Origin of the sequence: Microcystis aeruginosa NIES-4325 (assembly GCF_008974145.1) — a bacterium.
Classification (GTDB): Bacteria; Cyanobacteriota; Cyanobacteriia; order Cyanobacteriales; family Microcystaceae; genus Microcystis; species Microcystis aeruginosa_G.
Map to the genome: position 1 here is coordinate 21,874 of NZ_BJKP01000030.1, position 23,928 is coordinate 45,801.

Sequence of the window (23,928 nt, forward strand, 5' to 3'; positions counted from 1 at the left end):
CGACTAAGACGCAATTTTTGTTCCCAAAGATACTCTTTTTTGGCTAAGTTGGGTAAAATCAGGAGGAGTTAACCAAAAAATTAAGAGAAAAAAAACGTGCTGGGATCGTCCTTCCATCTTGATCATCTTTTTAAAAAGCCCCTAATTACCTGCCTCTTGTCCTGTGTGGGTGTCTTGCTACCGATCCCAGTTTTAGCGACACCGGTGGCAGTGTTAAAAAGTCAAGAAAATGCCAATCAATGGACAGCTATCACCAGTCGTCTGCAAAATGTCGGCGTTAATTACTGCATTCTCCAGAGTAATCAGTGGCAAACTGACAAGGATTTAAATAAAATTAAGGTTCTAATCATCCCCAACGTCGAGACTATTTCCGGTTTACAAGCTGGTGTCTTGAGTCGTTGGCTTAATCGCGGTGGTAAAATAATTGTCACCGGTCCGGCGGGGAATCTTTCGGAACCTGCTGTGCGTAATCAATTGCGATCGCTATTTGGGGCCTACTGGGCCTATCCCCACTCCCAAGCTTACACCCTGCGGCCGACTAATTTAGGCGAACTAAAAAACCAAAAACCTCTAGCCAGCAGTCTCCTCGGTGGCGTGGTTATCCCCACGGGAGTTAATAGCCAAACCGTCGCCGTCTGGGGGGCGCGCAATAACCCCCCCGCCGTTGTCCTCAATAATAACTCGATCTTTCTCGGTTGGCGCTGGGGCAGTGATGCCGTCGCTAATCTCGCCCTCGATAGCGCTTGGCTAGAAACCGCCCTGCAACGCTACGGCATTAATCGCAGTTCTTCTCCTAGCACAATTGCGCCCTATTGTCAAGGCCAATCAACAATAGTTAATAATATTAACAATGCACCAACAGCGATCTCGCGTAGCGAGCGCGTTGCGACCGCACCCCGTCGTTCTGTACCCCAGATTGCAGAAAATCCCCCCAATGAAACGGCGAGATTAAGTCCGAATACTGGGCAAATTCCCCCCAGAGGAACCCTAACTCCTCAACAAATTAGCCAAATGACGGCGGAATTGCAGGGATTAATCGGGCGTTATGGGGCGACTCTCTTAGCTGCAGAAGCCAGCAATAGTAATATATCCAATACTGATAAATCCTTAGCACAAGCATTTCATGATCGCGGGAAAAATTCCCCCACCACAGATACAGCTAGACGATTCCGTTTAGCCCTAGAAAATGCCCAAGGAGCCTTAAATAATTTTCAGAATTTAATCGCCCAGGGTTCCTATACCCAAGCGCGGGAATTTTGGTTACAAGCGCGGCGAAGTCTTTGGGATAATTATCCCACTAATCGGCAATTTGCCCAACCAGAAATACGGGCAATGTGGTTAGATCGAGGCACGATCGTACAAGCTAAAAACGAGGAGGATTTAGCCAGAGTATTCGATCGCATGGCCGCAGCGGGTATTAATGTGGTCTTTTTCGAGACAGTTAATGCTAGTTATACTATTTATCCCAGTCAAGTTGCCCCCGAACAAAATCCTTTAACTAGAGGTTGGGATCCCCTAAAAGTTGCCGTTAAATTAGCCCATGAACGCAATATGGAAATCCACGCCTGGGTGTGGGTTTTTGCGGCGGCTAATCAAGCTCATAATAAAGTATTGGAGCAACCATTAGATTATCTCGGGCCGGTTTTATCCCGTAATCCCGATTGGCGGGCAACTAATAAAAGTGGTGGTTCTTTTGATTATAGTCAAGGCACGAAAAAAGCCTTTTTTGATCCCGCTAATCCCGACCTACAGAACTATCTTTTATCTCTTTACGAGGAAATTGTCAAGAATTACGATGTGGATGGCTTGCAGTTAGATTATATTCGCTATCCCTTCCAGAGTCAAAATTCTAATCAAACCTATGGTTATGGTAAATCCAGCCGTTGGTTATTTAAACAAATCACAGGAGTTGATCCCATTACTTTAAATTCCCGGGGTGCTTTATGGGAACAATGGACTAGCTTTAAAATTCGTCAGGTTGATACTTTTGTCTCGCAGGTTTCTACTCGTTTAAAACAGATTCGCCCCCAATTAAAAATGTCGGCGGCGGTGTTTCCCCTAGAACAAAAAGAACGATTATATCGTATTCAACAAAACTGGGAAGAATGGGGACAAAATCAATGGATAGACCTGATCTTTTTAATGACCTATGCTCTTGATACAGGTACTTTAGAAGATAAAACCCAGTCTTTATTTGATCGCCAAATTGCAGGAAATGCTCTGATTATACCTGGGATACGTCTGTTAAAAGTACCCGATCAAGTCACGATCGATCAACTACAATTTATTCGCAATCTTCCCACCTCGGGATTCGCTCTTTTTGCCACAGAAAATCTCAATCCCAATTTGCAAACAATTCTTAATCGCATTCAGGGATCGATAATTACGAAAAAAGCGGAACCTTTACCCCACCGTCAACCCTTCAAAACCGCAGCAGCGCGGTTTAATTCCCTGCGTCAAGAGTGGAGTTTTCTCCTAATGAATAATTTATTAGCAATGGAGGAGGGAACCTTAAAAGCTTGGGGGCAAGAAGTGGACGAAATGGCTAATCTACTAGAGCAATTGGCTCATAATCCCAGCCCTCGCAATTTTACTTTAACGCAAAATGCTTTAAAGCGATTTAGCTATCAATTTAAATCTGTGATGTCCAGACAAAAAGATTTATCTGCCTATCAAATACAAGTCTGGGAAAATCGCCTCGCAACCCTACAAAGTCTCTTAAGTTATGGTCAAAGAGTTGAGTTTTAATTAGGATTTACTGAAAAAGTTTGTTGGTGGAGTCAGGAGACAGGAGACAGTATTCAGGAGACAGCTTTTATTTATTCTCCCCACACCCCACACCCCACACCCCACACCCTCTTGTCAGAGGCCCGCCGGAATATGTAACAATTTATGGGAGAAACCCCCAAGCAAATTTAACGAGGAAAACATGGCAGCTACAATTAAGAAAGGAGCTTTAGTCCGCGTGGTGACGGGAAACCTAGAAAATAGCCTGGAGTCCCTAGCTAGCGATCGCCGTTTACCCAGTTATATGTTCGACTCGACAGCAGAAGTATTGGACGTAAAAGATGATTACGCTTTGGTTAAATTCTATGTTCCTACCCCCAGTGTGTGGCTAAAGCTCGAACAACTGGAACCCGCCTGATGAGGAATTGCCTCATCCATAAACCATGGCTGACTTCTACGATACACCCATCCCCTGTCAATCGCCCCGAGTCTCGGTTATTGGTGCTGGCAACGTCGGACGCACCCTGGCCCAACGCATCGCCGAAAAAAACCTCGCTGATGTGGTTCTCCTCGATATCGTCAATGGTTTACCCCAGGGTATTGCCCTAGATTTGATGGAAGCCCAGGGCATAGAACTGCACGACAGTGAGATTATTGGCACTAATAACTACGAAGACACGGCAGGCTCGGATATTGTCGTGATTACGGCCGGATTAGCCAGAAAACCGGGCATGAGTCGCGATGATCTCATGAATGTCAATGCTAAAATTGTCGTCGAGGCCGCCACTAAATGCCTCAAGTATTCGACCGGAGCCATTTTTATCGTCATCACCAATCCCCTTGATGTGATGACCTATCTAGTCTGGCAAGCAACTGGTTTGCCCCCCCAAAGAGTGATGGGAATGGCGGGAGTCCTGGATTCTTCCCGTTTACAAAGCTTTATCGCTATGGAATTGGGGGTTAGTACCGCCGACGTTCATGCTATGGTTTTGGGTGGTCACGGTGATTTAATGTTGCCCCTACCCCGTTACTGTACCGTCAGTGGTGTGCCGATTACCGAATTAATGGACGAGATGACAATTAATCGTCTAGTGGAGAGAACTCGCAACGGAGGGGCTGAAATCGTCAAATTACTGCAAACTGGCGGTGCTTATTACGCCCCTGCTTCCTCTGCCTGTATCATGGTCGAGACGATATTGAGAAATCAATCCCGTTTACTGCCGGCGGCAGCCTATCTCAAGGGTGAATACGGTTTACAGGATGTCTATCTGGGGGTTCCCTGTCGCTTGGGCTGTCGGGGTGTGGAAAGTATTCTGGAAGTGCGTTTAACCGATGCTGAACGTCTGGATCTACACACTTCTGCTGCCTCAGTTCGTCAAAATGTTCATTTAGCTCTTGACAGTCTCAAGGTTTTGATGTAGTCAATACAATTCGTATTTTAAAAGGGTACAGGGCAAAGAACCGTTATACAAGGGAGTGCGACGGGAAGAACGCAGGCCGATTTGTTTAGTCAGTTCTTTGTTACCCGATAAAATATAGGCTGTCCAACCCTTAAACCTCTGTTTTAAGACATCACCGAAGGATTTATATAAGGCCCCTAATTCTTCGGTATTGCCCAATCTTTTGCCGTAAGGGGGATTACAGAGAATAATCCCTCGATCGCTCGTCGGTTCTAAGTCGGTGATGCTTTGCAAGCTAAAATTAATATAGTCCTGCACTTGACAAAAATAGGCGTTATCCTCGGCCTGATGCAAAACCTCATAATCGGCATCACTAGCATAAATTGGCGCATTTAGCTGAAATTTTTGTTTTTCTTTAGCTTCCTTAACCAAAGATTGCCATAAATCCGGTTGATAGTCTGGCCACTTCTGGAATCCGAACTGGGAACGGGATAAACCGGGGGCAATATTTAAAGCTTTTAACGTCGCTTCGATGACAATGGTTCCTGAACCACAGAAAGGGTCCAAAAGCGCCATATCATCCTGCCATGCCGATAATTCTACCAAAGCAGCGGCGAGACTTTCTTTCAGAGGTGCGACTCCCATGGCCCGATGATACCCGCGACGGTGCAAACTATGGCCAGAACTATCTAAACTAAGTACACAGCGATTTTTCTCGATATGAGCGTTAATTTGCAGGTCGGGGTTTTCTGTATCCACAAAAGAACGGGGATTTCCCTGCTGACGCTGTTGGTCGATAATAGCGTTTTTGATGCTTAAGGCGGTGTAATGGGTGTGATTGAGGCGATCATTCGTTCCCGTACATTGTACCGCTAAAGTTTCCTCACTGCTGAGATAATCGCGCCAATCAATGGCTTGAATGCCATCATACAGTTCCTTCCCATCCCCACAGGGAATTTCGGCAATGGGAACCAAAACCCGAAAAATAATTCTTGACCAAAGATTGACTCGATAGAGTAGGGAGATATCCCCCTGAAAATGGACTCCCGTGAATACTGGTTTCACTTCTTTGGCCCCTAGGAGTTCTAATTCCCTAGCGGCAATTTCTTCTAGTCCCCTAGCGGTAGTAGCAAAATAGGATCGAGTCATTTCATTTATCAGTCATCAGTTATCAGATGTGAGTTTTCAGTGACTAGCGCCAGTCGTTGGTAGCTTGAAATCAGAAAGATTTTAATTTTTGTCCCCTTGTAAATTCTCTTTCTGATTTGCTCAAGTCAGTTAAAATCGTCTAATGCCACAGGATTTAGTCGGTGGGAAAATTTTGCCCAATCACGGGCATAACAATCCTCTTTTGTCAAGGCAGAAATGTTTAATAATTGTGTCCCTGTGGTCATTAGTTTTATCCCGACTCTGTGGATATCTCCTCTCCCCTAGAGTCTTAACAGGTAATTGAGATGCACGGGTAGCTAATCTACTGAGAAACCCAAAAAATGCGTCTTTGATTAGGATCCCGTCGGGGACTTTGTTCCCCCATGACTTGCCTCGCTTGACTGGGATCAAAACTACGACTAAATTGATCCCGCAGTTGATTAACGCGTTCCTCCTTTTCCTGGGCTGCCAAACGCACTTCTTCCAGTTTTGCCTGTTGCATCTGTTGGTAGGGTAACAAACGAGCGATCGCAAAAACCGCCGTGATCGAAAGGGTGCTATAGGCAATAATTCGCAGCCAAATCTCGATAATTTGCCATTTTTGAGATTTATTGCCGCTTTTTGGCTTTTTTTGTGGTTTTTTGTCGGTTTGGTTTCGTGTTCGTGCGGTCATAGATTTATGAGTACAAGTAAAATCGGTGAGAAAGGTGGCTAATTACTTTTAAGTTACACCCAATCACTGATAACTGATGACCGATAACCGAAAAAACCCCAATCGGTCTATCCTATAGCTAGGTCAGACGGGATTAGGGTTTATTGAAAGCGATTTTACTTATAAAGTTCCGTCGCTAGACGAAAAGCCAAAATCCCGGGGATTAAAGCAATTACCAGAGCGACTAGAACTTGAGTATCAGAAAGCATTGCTGATTATCTCCTCATAAAGATATTCATCCAATACTTTCCGACATCATCGGGGTTCTCTGCATCATTTCGTTACAAGACTTCATATCTCCCCCCTGATGACGGTTATCTCCCCTAGAAAAGAAAGTTGTAAAAGCGTTAAGCTGAAGTATTGCCATGATTACATTTATTTTTACCTGCGGCCTCAATGTTAGACTCGCTCCTTGATTCATCTCTAACCCTTAGTCTAAAAACCCCGTTAATTCTGTTGGTTCTCATTGCCCTAGAAGCGGTATTATCAGCAGATAACGCCATTGCTCTCGCTTCCATAGCACAGGGATTAGGAGATCATCAGCGTCAACGTCAGGCCTTGAATATTGGCTTAGTTTTCGCCTATATTCTCCGTATGGTCTTGATTCTTACCGCCACTTGGGTGGTTAAATACTGGCAGTTTGAACTTTTGGGAGCAGTATATTTGCTCTGGTTAGTCTTTAATTACTTTGCATCCCCTGAAGACAAGGATCACACCCATCATAGTCTCCAGTTTCACTCTCTCTGGCAAGCTATCCCCCTAATTGCCGTTACCGATTTAGCTTTTTCCCTCGATAGTGTCACCACCTCCATCGCCGTGGCCGATGATACTTGGTTGATCCTGCTTGGTGGTACGATCGGAGTAGTTACCCTGCGCTTTATGGCGGGTTTATTTATTCGCTGGTTAGAGGAATACACCCACCTAGAAGATGCTGGTTTTGTCACCGTCGGTTTGGTGGGTTTAAGACTGCTGTTGCGGGTGATTAGTCCCGATTTTGTGCCGCCGGAATGGATTATGATTAGTTTAATTGCTATCCTCTTTGCTTGGGGTTTCTCAAAACGCAACGATCGAGAACCAATAGAGAGTGATACCATCCAATCTGATAAATTGCCATAAAATAATCATCAGGAGTCAGGAGATTATTTTTATTTATTCTCCCCACTTCCCCACTCCCTACTTCTCAACCCCTCACTAATTACCGACCACTGAAAAGAGAATCCCTAGAAGATCATGTCATCTTTACCGACTCCATCTGCTGAGACCTTAGAAAATTCTACTCGATCGCCCTCTTGGAAAATTAAACTCCTCTACGATGGAGAATGTCCCCTCTGCTTGCGGGAGGTTAATTTTCTGCAAAAACAGGATGCTGGGAGAGGATTAGTTGTTTTTGTCGATATTGCCGCCGAAAACTATAATCCGGAGGAAAATGGCGGTATTCCCTTCGCGGCAGCCATGGGACGAATCCACGCCGTACTAGCTGATGGTACTATCATCCAAAATGTGGAAGTGTTTCGCCAAGTCTATGATATTTTGGGCATTGGTTGGATTTATGCCGCTACCAAATGGCCGATTATCGGGTTTCTAGTGGATATTATCTATGAAATTTGGGCTTCTTGGCGATTAACCTTAACCAGAAGACCGAATTTAAAAACAATCTTAGCAGAACGTCAAAAAAGGCAGCAATGCAACTTATCAAATCGTTGTTCTGGGTGAGTTAAAATCTCCTAAAAAATAGGGATTTAAATACTCCCTAGTAGGGTTCTTCTGTTGCTGATCTAACTAAATCAACGCTTCAAAATAATCGCGAATTTGATGACCTCGCCCGGATTGACGCAATTTTTGCAATGCTTTCAACTCAATTTGTCGTACCCTTTCCCGGGATAATTCCAAAGTACGACCGATATCGGCTAAAGAATGGGATTTACCATCGAGAAAACCATAGCGCAATTCAATCACTTCTCGTTCACGAGCGGTTAAATCTGCCAATAATTCTCTGATATCTCTTTGCAAAGATTCATAGACAAGATGATTTTCTGAAGACAGGGCTTCGGTTTCCAAAAGGTCTAATAATTCCGTATCTTTTTCCTTACCTACTTTTATTTCTAAGGAAACCGAACGCGGCACTTTCATCAACAATTCCCGCACTGCTTCAGGAGTCAGAGCTAACTCTTGGGCAATTTCCTCGACCGAAGCAGTGCGACCGCGCATTTGCGAGATTTTCGTTTGTGCCTTCTTAATTCTGTTCAGTTTTTCGGTAATATGAACCGGTAAGCGAATAATCCGGCTTTGAGTTGCGATCGCTCTGGTAATTCCTTGACGGATCCACCAGTAGGCATAGGTACTAAAACGATAGCCTTTGGTGGGATCAAATTTCTCGACGGCGCGTTCTAAACCCAGAGTTCCCTCTTGAATCAAATCTAATAATTCTAAACCGCGATTCTGATATTTTTTGGCCACCGACACCACTAGACGTAAATTCGCCTTAATCATCTGTTCTTTGGCACAGGTACCAAGGGTAATAATTTCTTCTAATTCCCCCACTTCTAAGCCCGCTAGGTGCGCCCAACGCTGTTTTCCTATTTTTAAAGCATTTTTTAACTCAGACACGCTGATTTTGGCGGTTTTTGCCCAACGTTCTAGGGAGGGACGATGGACTAATTGAGCGGTTAGCCGATCGCGAATCTCAATTAACTTGACAAATTGCTGTACTTGTGCATCACCTTGTTTAACAGCAGTGGCACATAATTCCAGTAAAGACAGATGACGCTGCACCTGTTGCGCTTGTTCAACTTCCTCATCCCGTTTGAGTAGAGGCACTCTGCCAATGTCTTTTAGGTATAAACGTACTAAATCAGTGGTTGTCCCTTTGTTGTAGCTTTTTTCAGGACTAGATACTAAATCATCTTCTAAATCACTGCCGAGAAAATCTTCATCTCGGTCGATCGAGTTTTCCTTCAGTTTTAGGGCAGAAAAAGAGGGAGAGATAAATTCAGTTTCGAGCATCGAGGGGTTAATTGCAGACATGGTGGCTTCTCTAGGGGTGACTGTGATAGGAATTAGAAACTTCTAAATCGTTCACCGTAGTCATAGATTTCCCAATTAAGCGAGAAAATGATACAGTCGGAAAAATTTTTTTCTCAAAAGTATTTATCTTTAAACCTAGAAGTTACACCAAGTCTGGGGTTTACCTTCTTAGTCCAACTTCTCGAATTAATGATTGATTTAGAAGTAATTTCCCCTACACCCCTATTTCCATCTATTCCTGATTTTCCAGATAATTACTGATCTGTTCTAGTTTAGCCAGGGCTTTTCCCGACTGTAAAGATTTTTGTGCTTGTTGGAACCCGGTGGGGATATCTGGTGCAATTCCACAGCGCCAAAGATAAAAACCACCGTTAAAAATTGCCGCATCGGTTAATTCATTATTTTCTCCAGCTAATAAACCCTTTAATTTATTGGTGAGCATTTCTAAAGATTCGAGGGGATAATCCGACGGACAAAAGCTATAATCGCGAGGATTTAAGAAAAATCGCTGAAAGGAAGGGGGATCGGTGGGATTTCCCAGACCAATAATCGCTGTCCGATTACAGGCTAAATCACAACTGCCCTCTAATCCTTTCACAGTCGTGAAATGAGAAATATTTCTCAGGGCAAAAGTTTCGCAAAAACGATCTTCGGTGGGGGGATGAACAAAACCCGATATTTGATGAATATTACCGACAAAAGGCGACCACATTAACTCTACCGTGGCCATAGGCGGACGTTTACCGATTTGCTCCCGATAGGTGGTGAAATTATGTACTAGGGGAAAATGGGACGGAATGTAGAAAAAAGTCAATCCTGTGGTGATTAAACAGTCTTTCACTGCTGCTAAGGATAGTTGACTAAAATCTGCTCCTAATTGCTGCCAGATTTCCCTGAGGGAAATACCGTATTTAGTCGGCATTCGATCGCCACCGTGCAGGACTACGGGAATCCCCGCCGCCGCTAGGATTAAAGTAGTGATCGGAGTAACCGGGGCAGTGCGAGAGCGTCCATCGTAGGGATTACCAAAAATAGCGATCGGATGCTGAAAAGAGGCTGATTCTAGGGTTATTTGCGGGCCAAGCTCGGCGTAGGCATCAAGCATTCCCGCTAACTCATCGCTGGTGGGGCGTTTAATGCGATGGGCAATCATAAAAGCACCGATTTGGGCTGGAGTCGCCTCTTGGGTTAACATCATCTTGGTGGCCATCGCCGCTTCAGAACGGGTTAGATTTTTGCCCGTATGGGTGCCACTACCGATCGCTTTTAATAATTCTCGAAAAGTATCGCTCATCTCAAGGAAGAAAATAAAGAGTAAATAGGATTGATTGGGATTTTTAAGGCTGGACAGGGGGATTTTCTCAGCTTTTAACCACACTTTGCTTCATTTGCCGCACTAATTGACAAAAATGAGCGATCGGTGGTATCTGTAGGCGATCGCTAGTGGTGACGAGGACTACCTGACGGGTGAGACGATGACTAAATTTACCATTATTAAGATGGGGATTTTCGCCACTAGGGGAAGCAAGAGGACGAATGGCGAGGGTAGCATCGCTACGAGCTTCCATCAGGGCAGATTGGGGCAGAAGAGCGATAATATTACCCTGACGCACCACACCGCGAAAAGCATCGAGGGTGTTTAATTCCATAACAGTTTTCAGGTGGGCATCCTGACGGGAAAACCATTCTTGTACTAATCTTTGCATTCCGTAGCCATCTTTGAAAACCACTTGCGGATAGGGGATTAATTCCGACCATGGCACTTCTTTGTATTGGGCGAGGGGATGATTTGCGGCCATGAGAATTTCGATCGCTTCTTGGTATAATACCTCGACCACCATCTCCGGACTAGAGGTGAGAAAACGATTATTCATTACCAACGCCACATCTACTAAACCATCCCGCAGCACTTTTAAAGCGCGATCACTGCCTAGTGCTGTCACTCTTAACTGCACTTCTGGGTATTCAGCGCAAAATTTCGGCAAAATCGGCGGTAAATAATGGGCGCACACAGAATGAATCGCCGCCACACACAATTCTGGCTGTTTTCCTGCTTGTAGGTCAGTGATTTCCTCGTGAACATTCGTCCATTCTTGACAAATTCGTTTCGCCCGGGGCAGTAATTTCTCCCCAGCAATGGTTAACTTCGCTTGGGCGGTGCGATGGAAAAGAGGTAGTCCCAAATCGGTTTCTAGGGATTGAATCTGGCGGCTGATAGTCGATTGGGTGACTCCACACTGGCGCGCGGCTTGACCGAAATTGCCCGTATCGGCTACGGCTAAAAAGGCTTGCAACTGCTCGATCCGCATTCTTTCTCGTTTTAATTACATTCCCTCATGACTTTATGACAATAACGAATTTTATTCTGACTTTTGGTAGAAATTGCTACCGTTTTCTCAATTATCAGTTATCAGATGTGAGTTTTCAGTTCACTGATTACTGTTTACTATTGACTGTTCACTGAAAAAAACTAGCCCTGCACCACCTGTTTAAGGGTGGTAAAGGTTTCTAGGTTGATTAACCCCCGGCGTTGGCCTTTTTGGTTGGAAATGCCCAAAAATACCGATTCTCCCTGTTTGGGATTGCGATCAAATCGGGGTGAGGAATTGATATAAACTAAAGCACTATCGGACTCCATGGCGAATTGACGACTTTCTCGATAGGATTCGGTGACAATACAATCGGCATGACCGCTACTATACTTATTAATCCAAGCGATCGCATCAGTGAGGGTATCCACTAACCGAAAGGCCAGAGTTTTTTCTAAATAGGGTCTTTGCCAATCATTATCGGTAGCAATGGTTAAATGTTCCGGAAAATCCGCCGCTAATCGGGTATCTCCCCGCAATTTAAAGCCCTTTTCCTGCAAACTTTTAAACAAACGGCTTAAAGTTGAAGAATTCTGATGGGGACTAATTAAAACTTTTTCGATCGCGTTAACCGGATCTGGTATGCTGCCATGACTATCGATAATTACCTGACGAGCTAACTCCAAATCCCCACTAGGAGACCAATACAAATAACAGTTTCCCATGGCCGCGCGCAAAACGGGAACCGTAGCCAATTGACTCACCCGACCGATTAAACTAGGGCGACCGTAGGGAATAATCAAATTAACATAATTTTCTTGGGTCAGCAACTCCTCTAGGGAGGGACTAGAATCACAGGGTAAACCACTCACACAATCCACGGGTAAACCCACATCTTCCAATGCTTCTTGGATAATTTCCGTAATCACCCCATCGGAATGACTAGAGGCATTGGAACCGCGAATAATCAAACTATTGCCACTTTTTAGGGAAAATCCTGCCGCTACGATCGCTAATTCGGGAAAACCTTCATAGACGAAGGCAATCACTCCTAAGGGCATCCTTTGGCAATAGGTTTGGGAAGGATTAAGTTGATAGGCTGCGTTAATTACCTGTTGCAGCGGATCCGATGCTTCCGCTAGTTGTTGTAATACCTCCACTGTTGTCTCTAAACGTTCGGGAGTTAACCGTAACCAGCGAATCATTTGTTCTGAGACGGCCATCTCTCGACTGACTTCTAAATCGAGGGTATTGGCTTCTAAAATGCGATCAAAGCCCGTTTTAATGCCCTTAGCGATCGCAATTACTCCGCGATTTCTTTCGTTGCCATTAAATTGACCTAGAGCCAGAAAAGCATTGTATGCTTGCTTAAAGATCGTCAGGGGGGGGGTGGAGGAACTTTCGATCATAGATTCTTGTCTAGCGTCGATAGGCTAACCAGAAGATGAATGCGGGCAAAATAACTAATAGCATAACTAGAATTGCCCCAAAAATCACGCTTACCCCCGGCGGTGATTTTAAAATTAAGGGTAGCCAGACGATCGATAGTAACAGAATTATCCCCATCATCAGGGGTAATACCTCTTGTCCCAGGCGCTGATTGGTACTCACCCAACGAAATCCCGTCCAGCGCCAAGTGCGTTTATAGGGGTACTGGGGGGCTAATTGTTCGATAATTTGGCCGTTTTCCTGGACAACAAATATCTGTTGACAGCGATCGCATCCAAAGGCATCGGTCAATAAAATCGGGCATAATGTCCCTTTCCGACGACAGGGACAGGGATAGTCTTGGTGTTGGTCGATTTTGGTATGTTTATGCGGTCGCACAAGCTAATTTTTTGTTTATCAACGGTTGTTTTTAGTCGCTCGTGGGGGGGAATAGCTCAGGGATTCAATGGTTGCCCAAAATCCTGAAACCTGTTTCTCACGGGTAATTCCCATCTTAAGGGATACCTCTAAATTATTCATCCCAATTTTAAGGTCTATTTCAAGATTTTTTTAAGCGGGCAACGCGATTCGAACGCGCGACATTCACCTTGGCAAGGTGACGCTCTACCACTGAGCTATGCCCGCAAGCCTTTTTTTTACACTTCCCTAACTATGCCAAATCTCAGAGCATTTGTCAAGTGGTTTGGAGCATTTTTTTACAATGATTCATCTTCTGGCAAATCCCCCAAACCCGTAATAGCTTCGAGAACCACTTCTATCTTAGCCTGTAGTCGGTTGAACTGATGTTCCAAGCGATCAAAGAGCTTGTCAATGGCGGCGAATTTTTCATCTATATGCCGTTCCATAGCGTCAAAAGCTTCCGTAATCCGCCCCTCTGGTTCTAAATCTAATTCCCGAGTCTTGATTCTCTCGACAGCGTTGACTAATTGCCGTCTGAGTTGGTTAATATATTTGTTCTGTTGGGCTTCGCTCATCAGTGGAACTCTTGGGGAGTGGGGACAACTAAAACCCTAAATGCTGGGGTAATTTTCTTAGCCTTCTATCAGTGCCTGTCGGGGATTATTTTCCAATAATTCTAGGGGTTTTTCTTCATCCTGGGGGCGCAATTGACGCATGAGACTAGCCATTTCTAGGGCAGATAGGGCATAATTCCAGCCCAAATTACTTTTAATACCCGCCCGTTCGAGGGCTTGTTGTAGGGTATCAGTGGTGAGAATACCGAAGACAACGGGAACACCTGTCTGAAAAGCGGCCGCGGCGATGCCTTTGGCGGCCTCGGCGGCAACGTAGTCAAAATGGGGCGTTTGGCCGCGAATAATTGCCCCTAGACAGATGACGGCATTGTAACGGTGGGAAAGGGCGACTTGACGGGCTACCATTGGCACTTCAAAGCTACCGGGTACCCAGATATAATCCACTTGAGTGCCATCGGGATTGACATCAACGCCGTGACGCTTGAGACAGTCTTGACAGCCTGATAACAGTTTATCGGTGACGAGATCATTAAAGCGACCGATCACGATCGCAAAGCGCAAAGAGGATATATCCTGGGTAAAATTTCCCTCAAAAACAGTCATAGGTAGAAGGGGATAGGGGAGTAGGGAGATGGGGAACTGGGGGGTAGGGGAGGTGGGAAGTGGGGAGTAGGGAGAGTGCTGCCTGCTGCCCCCTGCCTCCCGTCTCCTGATCAAGACTAAATCACTAAAAAGTTTAAAATAGCGACGGCAACGACTAAAATTGCCCAAATGGCCGAACCGAGATAGAGAAGGGGTTTCGATTGATCCCAGTTTTGGGGGGAAGCATAGGCAACGGGGACACCAATCACCATCAGCAAGGAAAATAAAACTAGGGCAATGAGAAAAAATTGAAAAACAATAGACATGATTGGGTTCTCCTAAAGCAGTTGATCTTTATCTAGATAATTCTCCCAGATTTGATACTTGTAGGGAAGATACTCGCTTCCACTCAACTTAACTGGACAATCCTTCCTCTAACTCCCCCCTGAATCAGGGGTTACAAGGATATATCCCCGTCAGACCGAATCCACGAGCATTTTAATTTTACTGCCAGTGACTACCCAGCCGCAGCGGTGCTGAAAACTTTTTTGATGTCTCCGTCCTTGCCAAAAGCAGGATTACAGGGGTTAGGTGGGGGGGAGTGACTTCCTAGTACCCCCTGCCCAGATTACCCTATTTTTGCGTTTTCGCCAAACCTGGCCTAGAAGGGTTTCCAGACTGCCGAACTGCTAAAAGCTAATGGTTGCAGCCTAGGTCAAGCCCCCTAAACGGATGCCGGCACCAAAAATGACGAATAATACTGCTAGAGTGGTGACAGCGACTATGTGCAGGGCGAGAGAATTTAAGTTTTCCTTGCTCAGTTTAGGAAGGAGAAAAAAGCGGGAATGAAGGGCTAAGATGAGAGTTAATAACAGTAAAGCCAACTTAATTCCTATATAAACTGATAAAAAACTATCAAATGACCAAAAATAACGAAAACTGGGCAAATAAATCCAAGTCAGTCCTAGGCCTGTTATTACCTGCAACAATAGCGCAGATAACCCAAAACCTTCAAAATATTGCTCAAATTGACGAATTAGGTCTGGTTCTCGGTTTTTGAGGGCCTGGGGTAGAACTGTGACTGCCAACAATAAATGGCCACCGGCCCAGACGGTCGCCCCTAGGGTGTGGAGAATTACTAAAATTTTGAATAACATGGGTTTCTCTCAGTCATGATTTGCTAACTTATAGTTCTTGCTGCGGTTATTTCCGAGTATTCAGTAACAATAAATACAGAAAAAATTCTAATATCTTCTCTCTACTAAAGAGTATGGATTTAATTTTATGTCATCAAACGGCGGATTTTGACGCTTTGGGGGCAGCGGTGGGTTTATCGTTGCTGAAAGCGGGTAGTCGTATTGTTTTAACGGGAGGCGCGCACCCGACGGTGAGGGAATTTTTGGCCCTACATCGGGATGAATTTGCTTTAATTGAACTGCGTAGTGTTAGTCCGGCCCAGATTCGCTCTTTAATTATCGTTGATAATCAGTGGCGGGAGCGTCTGGGAAAAGCCTCCCAGTGGCTAGATTTAGGGCATTTACAGGCGATCGAATTGTATGATCATCATTTGGATAGTGAAAGTGATATTCATGCCTCTAGCGTCCATTTAGAGGCAGTGGGAGCTACCACGACTTTAATTGTCGAAGCTTTACAAAAAGCCCAGATTAAACCAAACTCGATGGCAGCGACGGTAATGGCGCTCGGTATTCACGTTGACACGGGTTCCCTGACTTTTGCCGGTAGTACCCCCAGGGATGCCTATGCTTTGGCTTGGTTAATGACCTGTGCTGCTAACATTAAAACGATCGCCCAATACTGTCAACCGAGTTTTTCCCCGCGCTTACAGGAATTATTTAGCCTTGCTTGGGAAAATCTAGAGATTAAAACGATCTATGGCCGTAAAATCGCCCACGTTCTCCTCCATACTGCCGATTTTATCCCCGGTTTGTCTAGTGTGGCCGAGCGCCTAATGGAATTATCCGATAGTGATGCGTTACTTTTCGGCCATATTTATAGTAAAAACGAGGAAGATAAGTCCCGACAGCGTTTAACTGTGATTGGTCGCTCTAGAATCGATGGAGTGAATCTATATCAGCTTTTTTCCCCCTATAACGGCGGTGGTCATGCTCAGGCCGCTTCGGTGAGTTTTCGCGATGTTCAGCCAGTTCAACAGTTAAATCAACTGCTGGGGGACTTAATTGCCCAAATTCCTCCCCCTCCCACCGCTAGGGATTTAATGTCTTCTCCGGTGCGAACCATTCGTCCCGATACTTCCATATCTCAAGCCGAGCGCATCCTTTTTCGTTACGGCCATTCGGGGTTATCGGTGGTAGATGAGCAGGATCGCTTAGTTGGGGTGATTTCTCGTCGTGACCTCGATTTAGCTCTCCATCACGGCTTTTCTCGCTCTCCTGTGAAGGGATACATGACTTGTAATCCGAAAACTATTACCCCCGACACTTCCCTTCAGGAAATCGAGTCACTGATGGTAACCTATGATTTAGGGCGTTTACCTGTACTAGAAAACGGGCAGTTAGTCGGTATCGTCACTCGTACAGATGTATTAAGACAGATCCATCAAAATGAGCGGGTGCGTTTTGAAGGGGTTGCTTTGGTTTCCTGTCTTTTCCCAGCGATTAAAGAGCGTTTAGAGCCGATTTTATGGTCATTCCTGCAAGCTGCCGCCGCTGCCGCTCAAAAACGCGGTTGGCATCTCTATCTGGTTGGGGGTGCGGTGCGCGATTTATTGTTAGCGGCAGAAAGGGATAGTTTATTGTTACAGGATATCGATTTAGTGGTGGATGGCTGCCATCGCGCCGCCGATGTGGGTGCGGGGGTAGAGTTGGCTAATTGTCTAAAGGAAATTTATCCGGGGGCCCGGTTATCGATTCACGGGGAATTTCAGACGGCGGCTTTGTTATGGCACAAAGATGAGCGTTTTGGCTCGTTATGGGTGGATATTGCCACGGCACGCACGGAATTCTATCCCTATCCCGCCAGCAATCCCCAAGTGGAGGCTAGTTCGATTCGACAGGATTTGTATAGAAGGGATTTTACGATTAATGCTCTGGCAATTCGTCTAACTTCCCCGAAAGAGGGGGAATTACTAGACTTTTTTGGCGGTATGTTGGATTTACGCGCCCAACACATCCGGGTTCTCCACGCTAATAGTTTTATCGAGGATCCGACGCGCATCTATCGAGCGGTGCGTTTTGCCACTCGGTTAAGATTTGTTATTGAACCCTTGACAGAAAGCTATATTAGGTATGCGATCGAAAGTGGGGTTTATGAGCGCTCACGACAACAAAATCAGAATGCACCGGCTTTACAGTCCCGTTTAAAAGCGGAGTTGAATTATATTTTAGAGGCAGATTACTGGGAAAGTGCCTTAGCAAAGTTGGCTGATTTGGGGGCTTTGCACTGTTTACACAGGGATTTAAGTTTAAATCGGGCTTTATGGCGACAATTGCGCTGTCTCAGTCGTTGGTTAGATTGTTTAAGTCTGGAATTGCCAGTGAATGCTTGGTTAATGCGGTTGGAATTATTAATCGCTTCTCTGGCTGTGGGGGAAAGAATAGCGATCGCTAATAATTTACAATTGCCCAAAGATACTGTGGCGCGTTTACAAAAACTAGAAGTTATGGAAAGGGAGATTAGCAATAATTTTGCTTATGATCGACCCGTTAGTCAAATGGTCAGCTTTTTCAATGGTTATCAGGTTCCTAGTTTGTTACTGGTGGCGATGAGGAGTCAGACTAGGATTCGGGGTTTAATCTGGCAATATTTAACTAGATGGTCGCAGATCGAGGCTCCTATCGACGGCAATGACCTAAAAGCTTTGGGTTATCAACCCGGTCCCCAGTTTAAACTATTACTTGCGGCAGTGTTGGGGGCGACTTTAGATGGAATAGTCAGCAATAAAAGCGAAGCTATGGCTTTTATTGCTAGATTAACTAAGTCAGCAGATTAGGTATCGGCTGCCCCTTCATTTTCCGAAGATTGTCTTTGATCGCTGGAATAACCGCCTCTACCTCCTCTAGTGGTGGTACGATTAGAGGCAGCCCGGAATTGACGAGCGTAGGCGCGGTTGCGTTCAGCTTTTTCTTTTTTCAAATTACGACGTTTAGCCACAAGAATCTCCTTGGGATAATAGATAGACAAGCGGGGAAACGAGCACTCGCTTCCCCTATTGACAATGAAAACAAGTTAGGTAATCATAGCCTAGAATGGTTACGATCAGGGATTAGTAGCGACGGTCTCGATTGCGATCACCACCAGCGAAGGAAGATTTGGGTTCTTTTTCACGAGCTTGATTGACTTTTAATTCTCGTCCCATCCATTGGGCTCCGTCAAGAGCGGCAATAGCGGCCGATTCTTGCTCTGGGGTTTCCATTTCCACGAAAGCGAATCCGCGTTTTCTTCCCGTTTCCCGATCCATGGGGAGGTGAACGCGCTTAATTTTACCATATTCGGTAAAAACCTCCACTACGTCTTCTTGGTCAACCTCGAAGGGGAGATTACCAACATAAATTGACATAAAACCTATCCTTGCACAGATAAAAACAACAGATTTGTAGAGAACCAAGATTTCGGGAACTAGCTGAACCAATACTAAACAGAAACGCTTAGACCATTAATACTGACAACGAGCCGCAGTGCCGACTTTTATTCTCAATATCCATCCTAGCACATAGCTATTAGCTTTGATCGATTCTACCTCTCCCGCCACGGGAGCAGATAAACTAGACTATAATGCTGCCCTATAAAATGCCCTAATTATGAGTTTATCCCCCCATCCGATCGAAACTGCCCTAAAAACCCTAGCAGGGAAAGCGGAAAATTCCATCGAACAAATAACAACCCTAGAAGACTTAGAACAGCTAAGGGTGAATTATCTGGGTAAGAAAGGAGAATTATCGCAGATTTTACGGGAAATGGGCAAATTAAGCCCCGAAGAGAGACCGCGACTCGGTGCGATCGCTAATGAGGTCAAAGAATTAGTACAATCGCTGCTGGAATCCCGGCGAGAAAGTCTCCAGAATGCCCAAATTAAGGCGAAATTAGCGGCGGAAACCCTCGATGTCACCCTACCTGCTCTTAGCCGTCCTTTAGGGCGAATTCACCCCTTAAATAGCACAGTTGATCGCATGATCGATATTTTCGTCGGTCTGGGTTACAACATCGCCACTGGGCCGCAGGTAGAAACCGATTATTATAATTTTGAGGCTTTAAATATCCCTGCTGACCATCCGGCCCGGGATATGCAGGATACTTTTTTCTTGAGGGATGGTCGTTTATTGCGGACCCATACCTCCCCGGTCCAGATTCGCTACATGGAAAGTCACGAACCCCCGATTCGGATTGTGGCCCCGGGGCGCGTTTATCGTCGCGATACCGTGGATGCAACCCATTCCGCAGTTTTTCATCAAGTGGAATTATTAGCGGTGGACCGGGGATTAACTTTTACGGATTTGAAAGGAACAATTAAAGAATTTCTTAAGCAAATGTTCGGGGCCGATTTACCGGTTAAATTCCGCGCTTCCTACTTCCCTTTTACTGAACCCTCGGCCGAGGTAGATGTGCAGTGGAAAGGCAAATGGTTGGAGGTGATGGGCTGTGGTATGGTGGATCCTAATGTCTTAAAAGCAGTCGGTTATGACCCCCAAATCTATACGGGTTTTGCTGCTGGTTTTGGCGTGGAAAGATTTGCTATGGTATTACATGAGATAGACGATATTCGCCGTTGTTATAATAGCGATATCCGCTTTCTCCGCCAATTTTAGGGGGATAAACCCGATGGTCATGAGTGAAGATTTAACCAAAAAAAGACTCCTATCCGTGGCTTGTCATGCTTCGATCTTTTTGAGTGCTACGCTGGTATCGGTGGGGATTCCCTTAGCTATTTATTTCATTTCTGATGATGAAACGGTGAAGGAAAACGCCAAAGAAGCTTTAAACTTTCACCTAAATATGTGGTTATACTACCTAATTGCCGGGATTCTAGTTTGGGTTTTAATCGGTTATTTGCTCTTACCGATTCTTGCTGTGGTGAATATGGTTCTCCCCATTCTTGCTATTCTGCAAGTCTGGAAAGATGCCTATAAGGTTTTCCGTTATCCTTTTATTTTCCGGGTTCTGTAATTAATTATCGGGGTTGAAACCTGTTCAACCCTTTTTTATTCCTATTCCCACTAGAAAAATAGCCTCTGGAGTTTATGACTAAAATTGTCATCATCGGTGCGGGGATAGTGGGGGCCACCATTGCCTACGAATTAAGTGCCATCGAAGGATTAGAAATTACCCTCATTGATGAAAAAAAACCTGGACAAGGAGCAACTGGGGCAGCTTTAGGGATTTTAATGGGGATTATCAGCCATAAAACTAAAGGTAGAGCCTGGAAACTGCGGCAAGAAAGTTTAAAACGTTACGAAACCCTCCTTCCTGAGCTAGAATCCCTCACCGGACTGACTATTCCCTGTAACCGTGATGGTATTGTCCTACTGCGATCGAGTGCCGAAGACGAAGAAAATTGGCGCAAGTTAGCGCAAATCCGCCAAGAACAGGGATATTGTCTAGAGATATGGGATACAGAGACTTTAAACCAAAAATGTCCCCAAGTGGCCAGCGAGCATCTCCAGGGTGCTATCTACTCCCCCAGGGATCATCAAATTAACCCGGTCCTGCTCACGGAAGCTCTCGTCGCTGCTGCGGCAAGAAGGGGGGTAAAATGTCAATTTGGGGTAAAAGTTGAAAAATTCGGGAAGACAGAGCTTCAAAGCTCTAGTTTGAGGCAATGCACCCACGTTTACAGTTCCAGTGGTATAGAGGAAACCGACTTTTTGGTTCTTTGTGCGGGAATCGGTTCCACTGCTTTAACTGAAACTCTTACCCATCCAGTGGAGATCCGACCGGTTTTAGGGCAAGCTTTGCAGATAAAATTGACCCAACCCTTAGAAAGTTCCGATTTTAAGCCGATTTTAACGGGAAATGACCTGCATATTCTGCCTTTGGCCGGAGCGGAATACTGGATTGGGGCAACGGTGGAATTTATAGACGAAAAGGGCGAAATTATCGCCGATACTGCCCTATTAGAGCAAGTGTATCAACAGGCGATCGCTTTTTGTCCATCTTTGGCTGCGGGTGCGATCATGCGTACTTGGTCAGGTAAGCGACCGCGACCGGAGAAAAAATCCGCTCCCATCATCGAATATTTGCCCGGATACGATAACGTTATTCTAGCCACGGGACACTACCGCAACGGGGTTTTATTGGCCCCCGCTACCGCTAAAATGGTCAAGGAAATGTTAAGTGGTAAGTTAGGTATTGATCGCTTATCGGCAGCCGATGACCCTATCTGACCAAGAAAGACAACAACTCTGTGACACTGCTCGGGAAGTGGCGAAACTTTCCTATTCTCCCTATTCCCGTTTTCGGGTGGGGGCGGCGGTCTTGACAGATAAAAAGATTTATGCTGGTACTAATGTAGAGAACGCTAGTTATGGCTTGAGTTTGTGCGCAGAAAGGGCAACTTTAGCGCAAATAATCGCAGCGGGCGATCAAGAAGTACGGGCGATCGCTATAGCCTGTATCGATGGGGTGGACAAGGATGATATTAGTCAGTTAACTCCCTGCGGAGCCTGTCGTCAATGGATAGCCGAATTAGCGCCGCAAGCAGAGATTATTATCTGTGGAACTCAGCAAAATTATCGTTTTAGTCTCTCGGATTTACTGCCTTTTTCCTTTCGTTTTTAACTGTGGGTAAAGTGTAGGGGTTAAGGTACTACAATGCTATCGCCTTGATGCACTTTTGACTATTTAGGGTTTGCTGAATAAATCCGCCAATTGAGACTTGAATTGGCGGAGAATCATCAAAAACAGTTTTTGCCTCCTCAAATGAGGCTGGCTGCTTTGATAGATTGCGTTTTGCCTTATTTTTATCCCAGTAAAACTGCCTAAAGCCATTATACTGCTACCCACTGAAACTGATGGCACATTTTTGATATGTTTTGTCTATTACTTGAACGGGATATATTCAACTGTATTGAACCATCGATCTGGTTCAGAAACCCAAGTAAATTTCCAGTGGGGCTAAAGCTGACGAATATTACTAAAATCTCGCTAACTGGAAGATATGCCACTTGTCTTAGGCTGCTTCATCTCCAACACTTAAGGGGCTAATAACTAAATTTTATCTCCTCCCGTGGCGACATTTTTAAATCTTTCTTGGGCAGCGGAAAAAGCCTCTTTCATCACCATTTGGATCCTTTTAGGATCGGGTTTTTTACCCCCCATTAAATCGCCAAAATAGACACAAGCACCCTCTCCTAGGGCCCAGGTATAGGCGGCAGCCCAAGAAGCGGCGATGACACTGCCAAAACCGGGAATAAATTTCACTAATTCCCGACCGATGGCCTGGGCCAAAAAGCCGCCAGCGATCGCACTGACAATTCCACCGGCTTGGGATGGGGTTAAGACTTGACCGTATAGTTTGCCTAAAACCCCCACCATTGACACTTGTAGGGCGGTTAACACGGGCATAGTCGCTAAGGGTAAGGGAATCGCCGCCAAGGTTCCCGCTATGACGGAAAAGGCTAACATATAGCGTCGGGCCACGTCCCGATAGAGATGGCCTAATTTATCGCTGGTTTCCCGATCTAAAAGTTGGTGGATGGTGTTAGCCTCGGCTTTTGGCAATAAATCGGCTAAATTGTCTCTAAATGCCTCTAAACCGTAAAAAACGGGGTTGTAACCGTCTTCCTCTAGGGTGAAATCTATTAGCACAGAATTGTCATATAAATCCTTAAAAGTTTCTTTAATTTCTTGATAGGCGCGATTGATATCCTCGCAATCGGGAGGATAAGGGGGATGATCGGCGGTATTAGGAGGATAAAGCTGATGAAGGCAGGTTACAGCCAGTAAACAGGGGATTTTAGGGTATTTTTGCCGCAGTTGTCTGGTAATTTCCAGAAGGCTATCGGTGGCAAAATCATCAATTTTTACCGTCACGATAAAAACTTGGGCGCGTCCCGTGTTTTCGGCTAAATCTGCTAATAATTCCGCGATTACCGTGTCTGTGTGTTGATAGGCATCTCCTAACCCCACTGTATCGGTAAAAATCAACAGGGGTAAGTCTTCCGCGGGGTAGGTGTAGCGCTGGGTGTTTTGGGTGTGGGGACGGAAACCTTGCCCGACGATTTCCGCCGAAACTCCCGTTATTCCCCGAATAATCGAACTTTTTCCCGTTTGGGGTTTGCCGATTAACAGCGCCTCGGTGGTGGGTAATTCTTGACGGACTTTTTCTAAAATTTCCGCCACTTGAGTGTCACTAACACTAAACCACTGGAGGACAGTATTAGTCAACTGGTCGATGGGGAGTCTTTTCATCACTTCCCCCGTGAGACTATTCCAAGTATTGACCAAAGAATCAATGGGCAGTTTATCAGTCATGGGGATTAGAAGGGTTTATGATAACTAAATTGACACTCCCGTCGTCAAGCTGACGCTGTGACGGGGGATTCTTGATTCATAGAAACCCGCTTTTGGGTACAAGTACCAAAGAGTCTTACAGTTTCTCCCCAAGCTTGAAATTCCGACTGTCCATC

The 23,928-nt window shown here is 45.3% G+C and carries 25 protein-coding genes and 1 tRNA gene; 10 read left to right on the forward strand and 16 right to left on the reverse strand.

Going from position 1 to position 23,928, the window contains the following annotated elements; translation table 11 throughout:
- The first annotated feature begins 96 nt into the window (after nt 1-96).
- The 3 genes from MiAbW_RS14975 (at nt 97) to mdh (ending at nt 4,148) form a co-directional block, all read left to right on the forward strand.
- Nucleotides 97-2,748, forward strand: coding sequence for a glycoside hydrolase family 10 protein (locus MiAbW_RS14975; protein WP_151696756.1), 2,652 nt, complete (start codon nt 97-99; stop codon nt 2,746-2,748).
- 181 nt (nt 2,749-2,929) lie between these two features.
- On the forward strand, nt 2,930-3,145 hold the full coding sequence (locus tag MiAbW_RS14985; protein ID WP_151696758.1) for an NAD(P)H-quinone oxidoreductase subunit O: 216 nt from the start codon (nt 2,930-2,932) through the stop codon (nt 3,143-3,145).
- 25 nt (nt 3,146-3,170) lie between these two features.
- Nucleotides 3,171-4,148 carry a malate dehydrogenase gene (mdh, locus tag MiAbW_RS14990; RefSeq protein WP_151696759.1) on the forward strand — a complete coding sequence of 326 codons (978 nt, stop codon included), beginning with the start codon at nt 3,171-3,173 and terminating at the stop codon, nt 4,146-4,148.
- On the opposite strand, the gene MiAbW_RS14995 is transcribed toward mdh, so the two are convergent.
- The 3 genes from MiAbW_RS14995 to psaM all read right to left on the reverse strand — a co-directional run bounded on the left by MiAbW_RS14995 (nt 4,149) and on the right by psaM (nt 6,197).
- Nucleotides 4,149-5,276, reverse strand: a complete 1,128-nt coding sequence (locus MiAbW_RS14995) for a THUMP domain-containing class I SAM-dependent RNA methyltransferase (RefSeq protein ID WP_151696760.1) — start codon at nt 5,274-5,276, stop codon at nt 4,149-4,151. It abuts the gene before it with no gap.
- Nucleotides 5,277-5,598: 322 nt separating this feature from the next.
- Nucleotides 5,599-5,949, reverse strand: coding sequence for a hypothetical protein (locus tag MiAbW_RS15000; RefSeq protein ID WP_151696761.1), 351 nt, complete (start codon nt 5,947-5,949; stop codon nt 5,599-5,601).
- Nucleotides 5,950-6,104: 155 nt separating this feature from the next.
- The gene (psaM, locus tag MiAbW_RS15005; RefSeq protein WP_012264462.1) at nt 6,105-6,197 is read right to left on the reverse strand and encodes a photosystem I reaction center subunit XII; all 93 of its coding nucleotides are present in this window, start codon (nt 6,195-6,197) and stop codon (nt 6,105-6,107) included.
- A gap of 187 nt (nt 6,198-6,384) precedes the next feature.
- Between psaM and MiAbW_RS15010 the strand changes: the two genes are divergently transcribed.
- A complete protein-coding gene (locus MiAbW_RS15010) occupies nt 6,385-7,104 on the forward strand; it encodes a TerC family protein (protein ID WP_151696762.1) in 720 nt (239 codons plus the stop codon).
- A gap of 114 nt (nt 7,105-7,218) precedes the next feature.
- On the forward strand, nt 7,219-7,701 hold the full coding sequence (locus MiAbW_RS15015; protein ID WP_151696763.1) for a thiol-disulfide oxidoreductase DCC family protein: 483 nt from the start codon (nt 7,219-7,221) through the stop codon (nt 7,699-7,701).
- A gap of 66 nt (nt 7,702-7,767) precedes the next feature.
- On the opposite strand, the gene sigC is transcribed toward MiAbW_RS15015, so the two are convergent.
- The 10 genes from sigC to MiAbW_RS15065 form a co-directional block, all read right to left on the reverse strand.
- Nucleotides 7,768-9,012: an RNA polymerase sigma factor SigC gene (gene sigC / locus MiAbW_RS15020; RefSeq protein WP_151696764.1), complete on the reverse strand. Its 1,245-nt coding sequence runs from the start codon at nt 9,010-9,012 to the stop codon at nt 7,768-7,770.
- A 232-nt stretch (nt 9,013-9,244) separates the two neighbouring features.
- Nucleotides 9,245-10,306, reverse strand: a complete 1,062-nt coding sequence (locus tag MiAbW_RS15025) for an anthranilate phosphoribosyltransferase family protein (protein ID WP_151696779.1) — start codon at nt 10,304-10,306, stop codon at nt 9,245-9,247.
- A gap of 67 nt (nt 10,307-10,373) precedes the next feature.
- Nucleotides 10,374-11,321 carry a LysR family transcriptional regulator gene (locus tag MiAbW_RS15030; protein ID WP_151696765.1) on the reverse strand — a complete coding sequence of 316 codons (948 nt, stop codon included), beginning with the start codon at nt 11,319-11,321 and terminating at the stop codon, nt 10,374-10,376.
- A 161-nt stretch (nt 11,322-11,482) separates the two neighbouring features.
- A complete protein-coding gene (locus MiAbW_RS15035; RefSeq protein ID WP_151696766.1) occupies nt 11,483-12,730 on the reverse strand; it encodes a glutamate-5-semialdehyde dehydrogenase in 1,248 nt (415 codons plus the stop codon).
- Nucleotides 12,731-12,740: 10 nt separating this feature from the next.
- Nucleotides 12,741-13,148 (reverse strand): hypothetical protein, encoded by a 408-nt coding sequence (locus MiAbW_RS15040; protein ID WP_151696767.1) that lies wholly within the window; start codon nt 13,146-13,148, stop codon nt 12,741-12,743.
- A 174-nt stretch (nt 13,149-13,322) separates the two neighbouring features.
- Nucleotides 13,323-13,394: transfer RNA gene (locus MiAbW_RS15045), tRNA-Gly, on the reverse strand.
- A 71-nt stretch (nt 13,395-13,465) separates the two neighbouring features.
- On the reverse strand, nt 13,466-13,744 hold the full coding sequence (locus MiAbW_RS15050) for a hypothetical protein (protein WP_151696768.1): 279 nt from the start codon (nt 13,742-13,744) through the stop codon (nt 13,466-13,468).
- Nucleotides 13,745-13,801: 57 nt separating this feature from the next.
- Nucleotides 13,802-14,347, reverse strand: coding sequence for a 6,7-dimethyl-8-ribityllumazine synthase (gene ribH, locus MiAbW_RS15055; protein ID WP_151696769.1), 546 nt, complete (start codon nt 14,345-14,347; stop codon nt 13,802-13,804).
- Nucleotides 14,348-14,463: 116 nt separating this feature from the next.
- Entirely contained in the window at nt 14,464-14,652 is a 189-nt protein-coding gene (gene psbZ, locus MiAbW_RS15060) for a photosystem II reaction center protein PsbZ (protein WP_004160875.1), read from the reverse strand.
- 384 nt (nt 14,653-15,036) lie between these two features.
- Nucleotides 15,037-15,483, reverse strand: coding sequence for a CopD family protein (locus MiAbW_RS15065; protein ID WP_151696770.1), 447 nt, complete (start codon nt 15,481-15,483; stop codon nt 15,037-15,039).
- A 113-nt stretch (nt 15,484-15,596) separates the two neighbouring features.
- Between MiAbW_RS15065 and MiAbW_RS15070 the strand changes: the two genes are divergently transcribed.
- Complete coding sequence (locus MiAbW_RS15070; protein WP_151696771.1) at nt 15,597-18,296, forward strand: CBS domain-containing protein; 2,700 nt, start codon at nt 15,597-15,599, stop codon at nt 18,294-18,296.
- Here MiAbW_RS15070 and MiAbW_RS19630 read toward each other — a convergent pair.
- Both MiAbW_RS19630 and MiAbW_RS15075 read right to left on the reverse strand, forming a co-directional pair.
- Nucleotides 18,293-18,457, reverse strand: coding sequence for a hypothetical protein (locus tag MiAbW_RS19630; protein ID WP_002733784.1), 165 nt, complete (start codon nt 18,455-18,457; stop codon nt 18,293-18,295). The genes MiAbW_RS15070 and MiAbW_RS19630 overlap by 4 nt on opposite strands.
- A gap of 112 nt (nt 18,458-18,569) precedes the next feature.
- Nucleotides 18,570-18,863: an RNA recognition motif domain-containing protein gene (locus MiAbW_RS15075; protein ID WP_151696772.1), complete on the reverse strand. Its 294-nt coding sequence runs from the start codon at nt 18,861-18,863 to the stop codon at nt 18,570-18,572.
- Nucleotides 18,864-19,104: 241 nt separating this feature from the next.
- On the opposite strand from MiAbW_RS15075, the gene pheS reads away from it, so the two are divergent.
- The 4 genes from pheS (at nt 19,105) to cdd (ending at nt 22,078) form a co-directional block, all read left to right on the forward strand.
- The gene (pheS, locus tag MiAbW_RS15080; protein ID WP_151696773.1) at nt 19,105-20,109 is read left to right on the forward strand and encodes a phenylalanine--tRNA ligase subunit alpha; all 1,005 of its coding nucleotides are present in this window, start codon (nt 19,105-19,107) and stop codon (nt 20,107-20,109) included.
- A 13-nt stretch (nt 20,110-20,122) separates the two neighbouring features.
- Nucleotides 20,123-20,467, forward strand: a complete 345-nt coding sequence (locus MiAbW_RS15085; RefSeq protein ID WP_151696774.1) for a DUF4870 domain-containing protein — start codon at nt 20,123-20,125, stop codon at nt 20,465-20,467.
- A 74-nt stretch (nt 20,468-20,541) separates the two neighbouring features.
- Nucleotides 20,542-21,684 (forward strand): NAD(P)/FAD-dependent oxidoreductase, encoded by a 1,143-nt coding sequence (locus tag MiAbW_RS15090; RefSeq protein ID WP_151696775.1) that lies wholly within the window; start codon nt 20,542-20,544, stop codon nt 21,682-21,684.
- Nucleotides 21,671-22,078, forward strand: a complete 408-nt coding sequence (cdd, locus tag MiAbW_RS15095; protein WP_151696776.1) for a cytidine deaminase — start codon at nt 21,671-21,673, stop codon at nt 22,076-22,078. Before MiAbW_RS15090 ends, cdd begins: the two co-directional genes overlap by 14 nt.
- 429 nt (nt 22,079-22,507) lie before the next feature.
- Here cdd and MiAbW_RS15105 read toward each other — a convergent pair whose 3' ends face one another.
- Nucleotides 22,508-23,773 (reverse strand): YcjF family protein, encoded by a 1,266-nt coding sequence (locus MiAbW_RS15105; RefSeq protein ID WP_151696777.1) that lies wholly within the window; start codon nt 23,771-23,773, stop codon nt 22,508-22,510.
- Nucleotides 23,774-23,928 lie beyond the last annotated feature (155 nt).

Coding starts and splice junctions, on each gene's coding strand:
- MiAbW_RS14985 (WP_151696758.1), top strand. CDS start 2,930: ATGGCAGCTACAATTAAGAAAGGAGCTTTAGTCCGCGTGGTGACGGGA.
- mdh (WP_151696759.1), top strand. CDS start 3,171: ATGGCTGACTTCTACGATACACCCATCCCCTGTCAATCGCCCCGAGTC.
- MiAbW_RS14995 (WP_151696760.1), bottom strand. CDS start 5,276: ATGACTCGATCCTATTTTGCTACTACCGCTAGGGGACTAGAAGAAATT.
- MiAbW_RS15000 (WP_151696761.1), bottom strand. CDS start 5,949: ATGACCGCACGAACACGAAACCAAACCGACAAAAAACCACAAAAAAAG.
- psaM (WP_012264462.1), bottom strand. CDS start 6,197: ATGCTTTCTGATACTCAAGTTCTAGTCGCTCTGGTAATTGCTTTAATC.
- MiAbW_RS15010 (WP_151696762.1), top strand. CDS start 6,385: ATGTTAGACTCGCTCCTTGATTCATCTCTAACCCTTAGTCTAAAAACC.
- MiAbW_RS15015 (WP_151696763.1), top strand. CDS start 7,219: ATGTCATCTTTACCGACTCCATCTGCTGAGACCTTAGAAAATTCTACT.
- sigC (WP_151696764.1), bottom strand. CDS start 9,012: ATGTCTGCAATTAACCCCTCGATGCTCGAAACTGAATTTATCTCTCCC.
- MiAbW_RS15025 (WP_151696779.1), bottom strand. CDS start 10,306: ATGAGCGATACTTTTCGAGAATTATTAAAAGCGATCGGTAGTGGCACC.
- MiAbW_RS15030 (WP_151696765.1), bottom strand. CDS start 11,321: ATGCGGATCGAGCAGTTGCAAGCCTTTTTAGCCGTAGCCGATACGGGC.
- MiAbW_RS15035 (WP_151696766.1), bottom strand. CDS start 12,730: ATGATCGAAAGTTCCTCCACCCCCCCCCTGACGATCTTTAAGCAAGCA.
- MiAbW_RS15050 (WP_151696768.1), bottom strand. CDS start 13,744: ATGAGCGAAGCCCAACAGAACAAATATATTAACCAACTCAGACGGCAA.
- ribH (WP_151696769.1), bottom strand. CDS start 14,347: ATGACTGTTTTTGAGGGAAATTTTACCCAGGATATATCCTCTTTGCGC.
- psbZ (WP_004160875.1), bottom strand. CDS start 14,652: ATGTCTATTGTTTTTCAATTTTTTCTCATTGCCCTAGTTTTATTTTCC.
- MiAbW_RS15065 (WP_151696770.1), bottom strand. CDS start 15,483: ATGTTATTCAAAATTTTAGTAATTCTCCACACCCTAGGGGCGACCGTC.
- MiAbW_RS15070 (WP_151696771.1), top strand. CDS start 15,597: ATGGATTTAATTTTATGTCATCAAACGGCGGATTTTGACGCTTTGGGG.
- MiAbW_RS15075 (WP_151696772.1), bottom strand. CDS start 18,863: ATGTCAATTTATGTTGGTAATCTCCCCTTCGAGGTTGACCAAGAAGAC.
- pheS (WP_151696773.1), top strand. CDS start 19,105: ATGAGTTTATCCCCCCATCCGATCGAAACTGCCCTAAAAACCCTAGCA.
- MiAbW_RS15085 (WP_151696774.1), top strand. CDS start 20,123: ATGGTCATGAGTGAAGATTTAACCAAAAAAAGACTCCTATCCGTGGCT.
- MiAbW_RS15090 (WP_151696775.1), top strand. CDS start 20,542: ATGACTAAAATTGTCATCATCGGTGCGGGGATAGTGGGGGCCACCATT.
- cdd (WP_151696776.1), top strand. CDS start 21,671: ATGACCCTATCTGACCAAGAAAGACAACAACTCTGTGACACTGCTCGG.
- MiAbW_RS15105 (WP_151696777.1), bottom strand. CDS start 23,773: ATGACTGATAAACTGCCCATTGATTCTTTGGTCAATACTTGGAATAGT.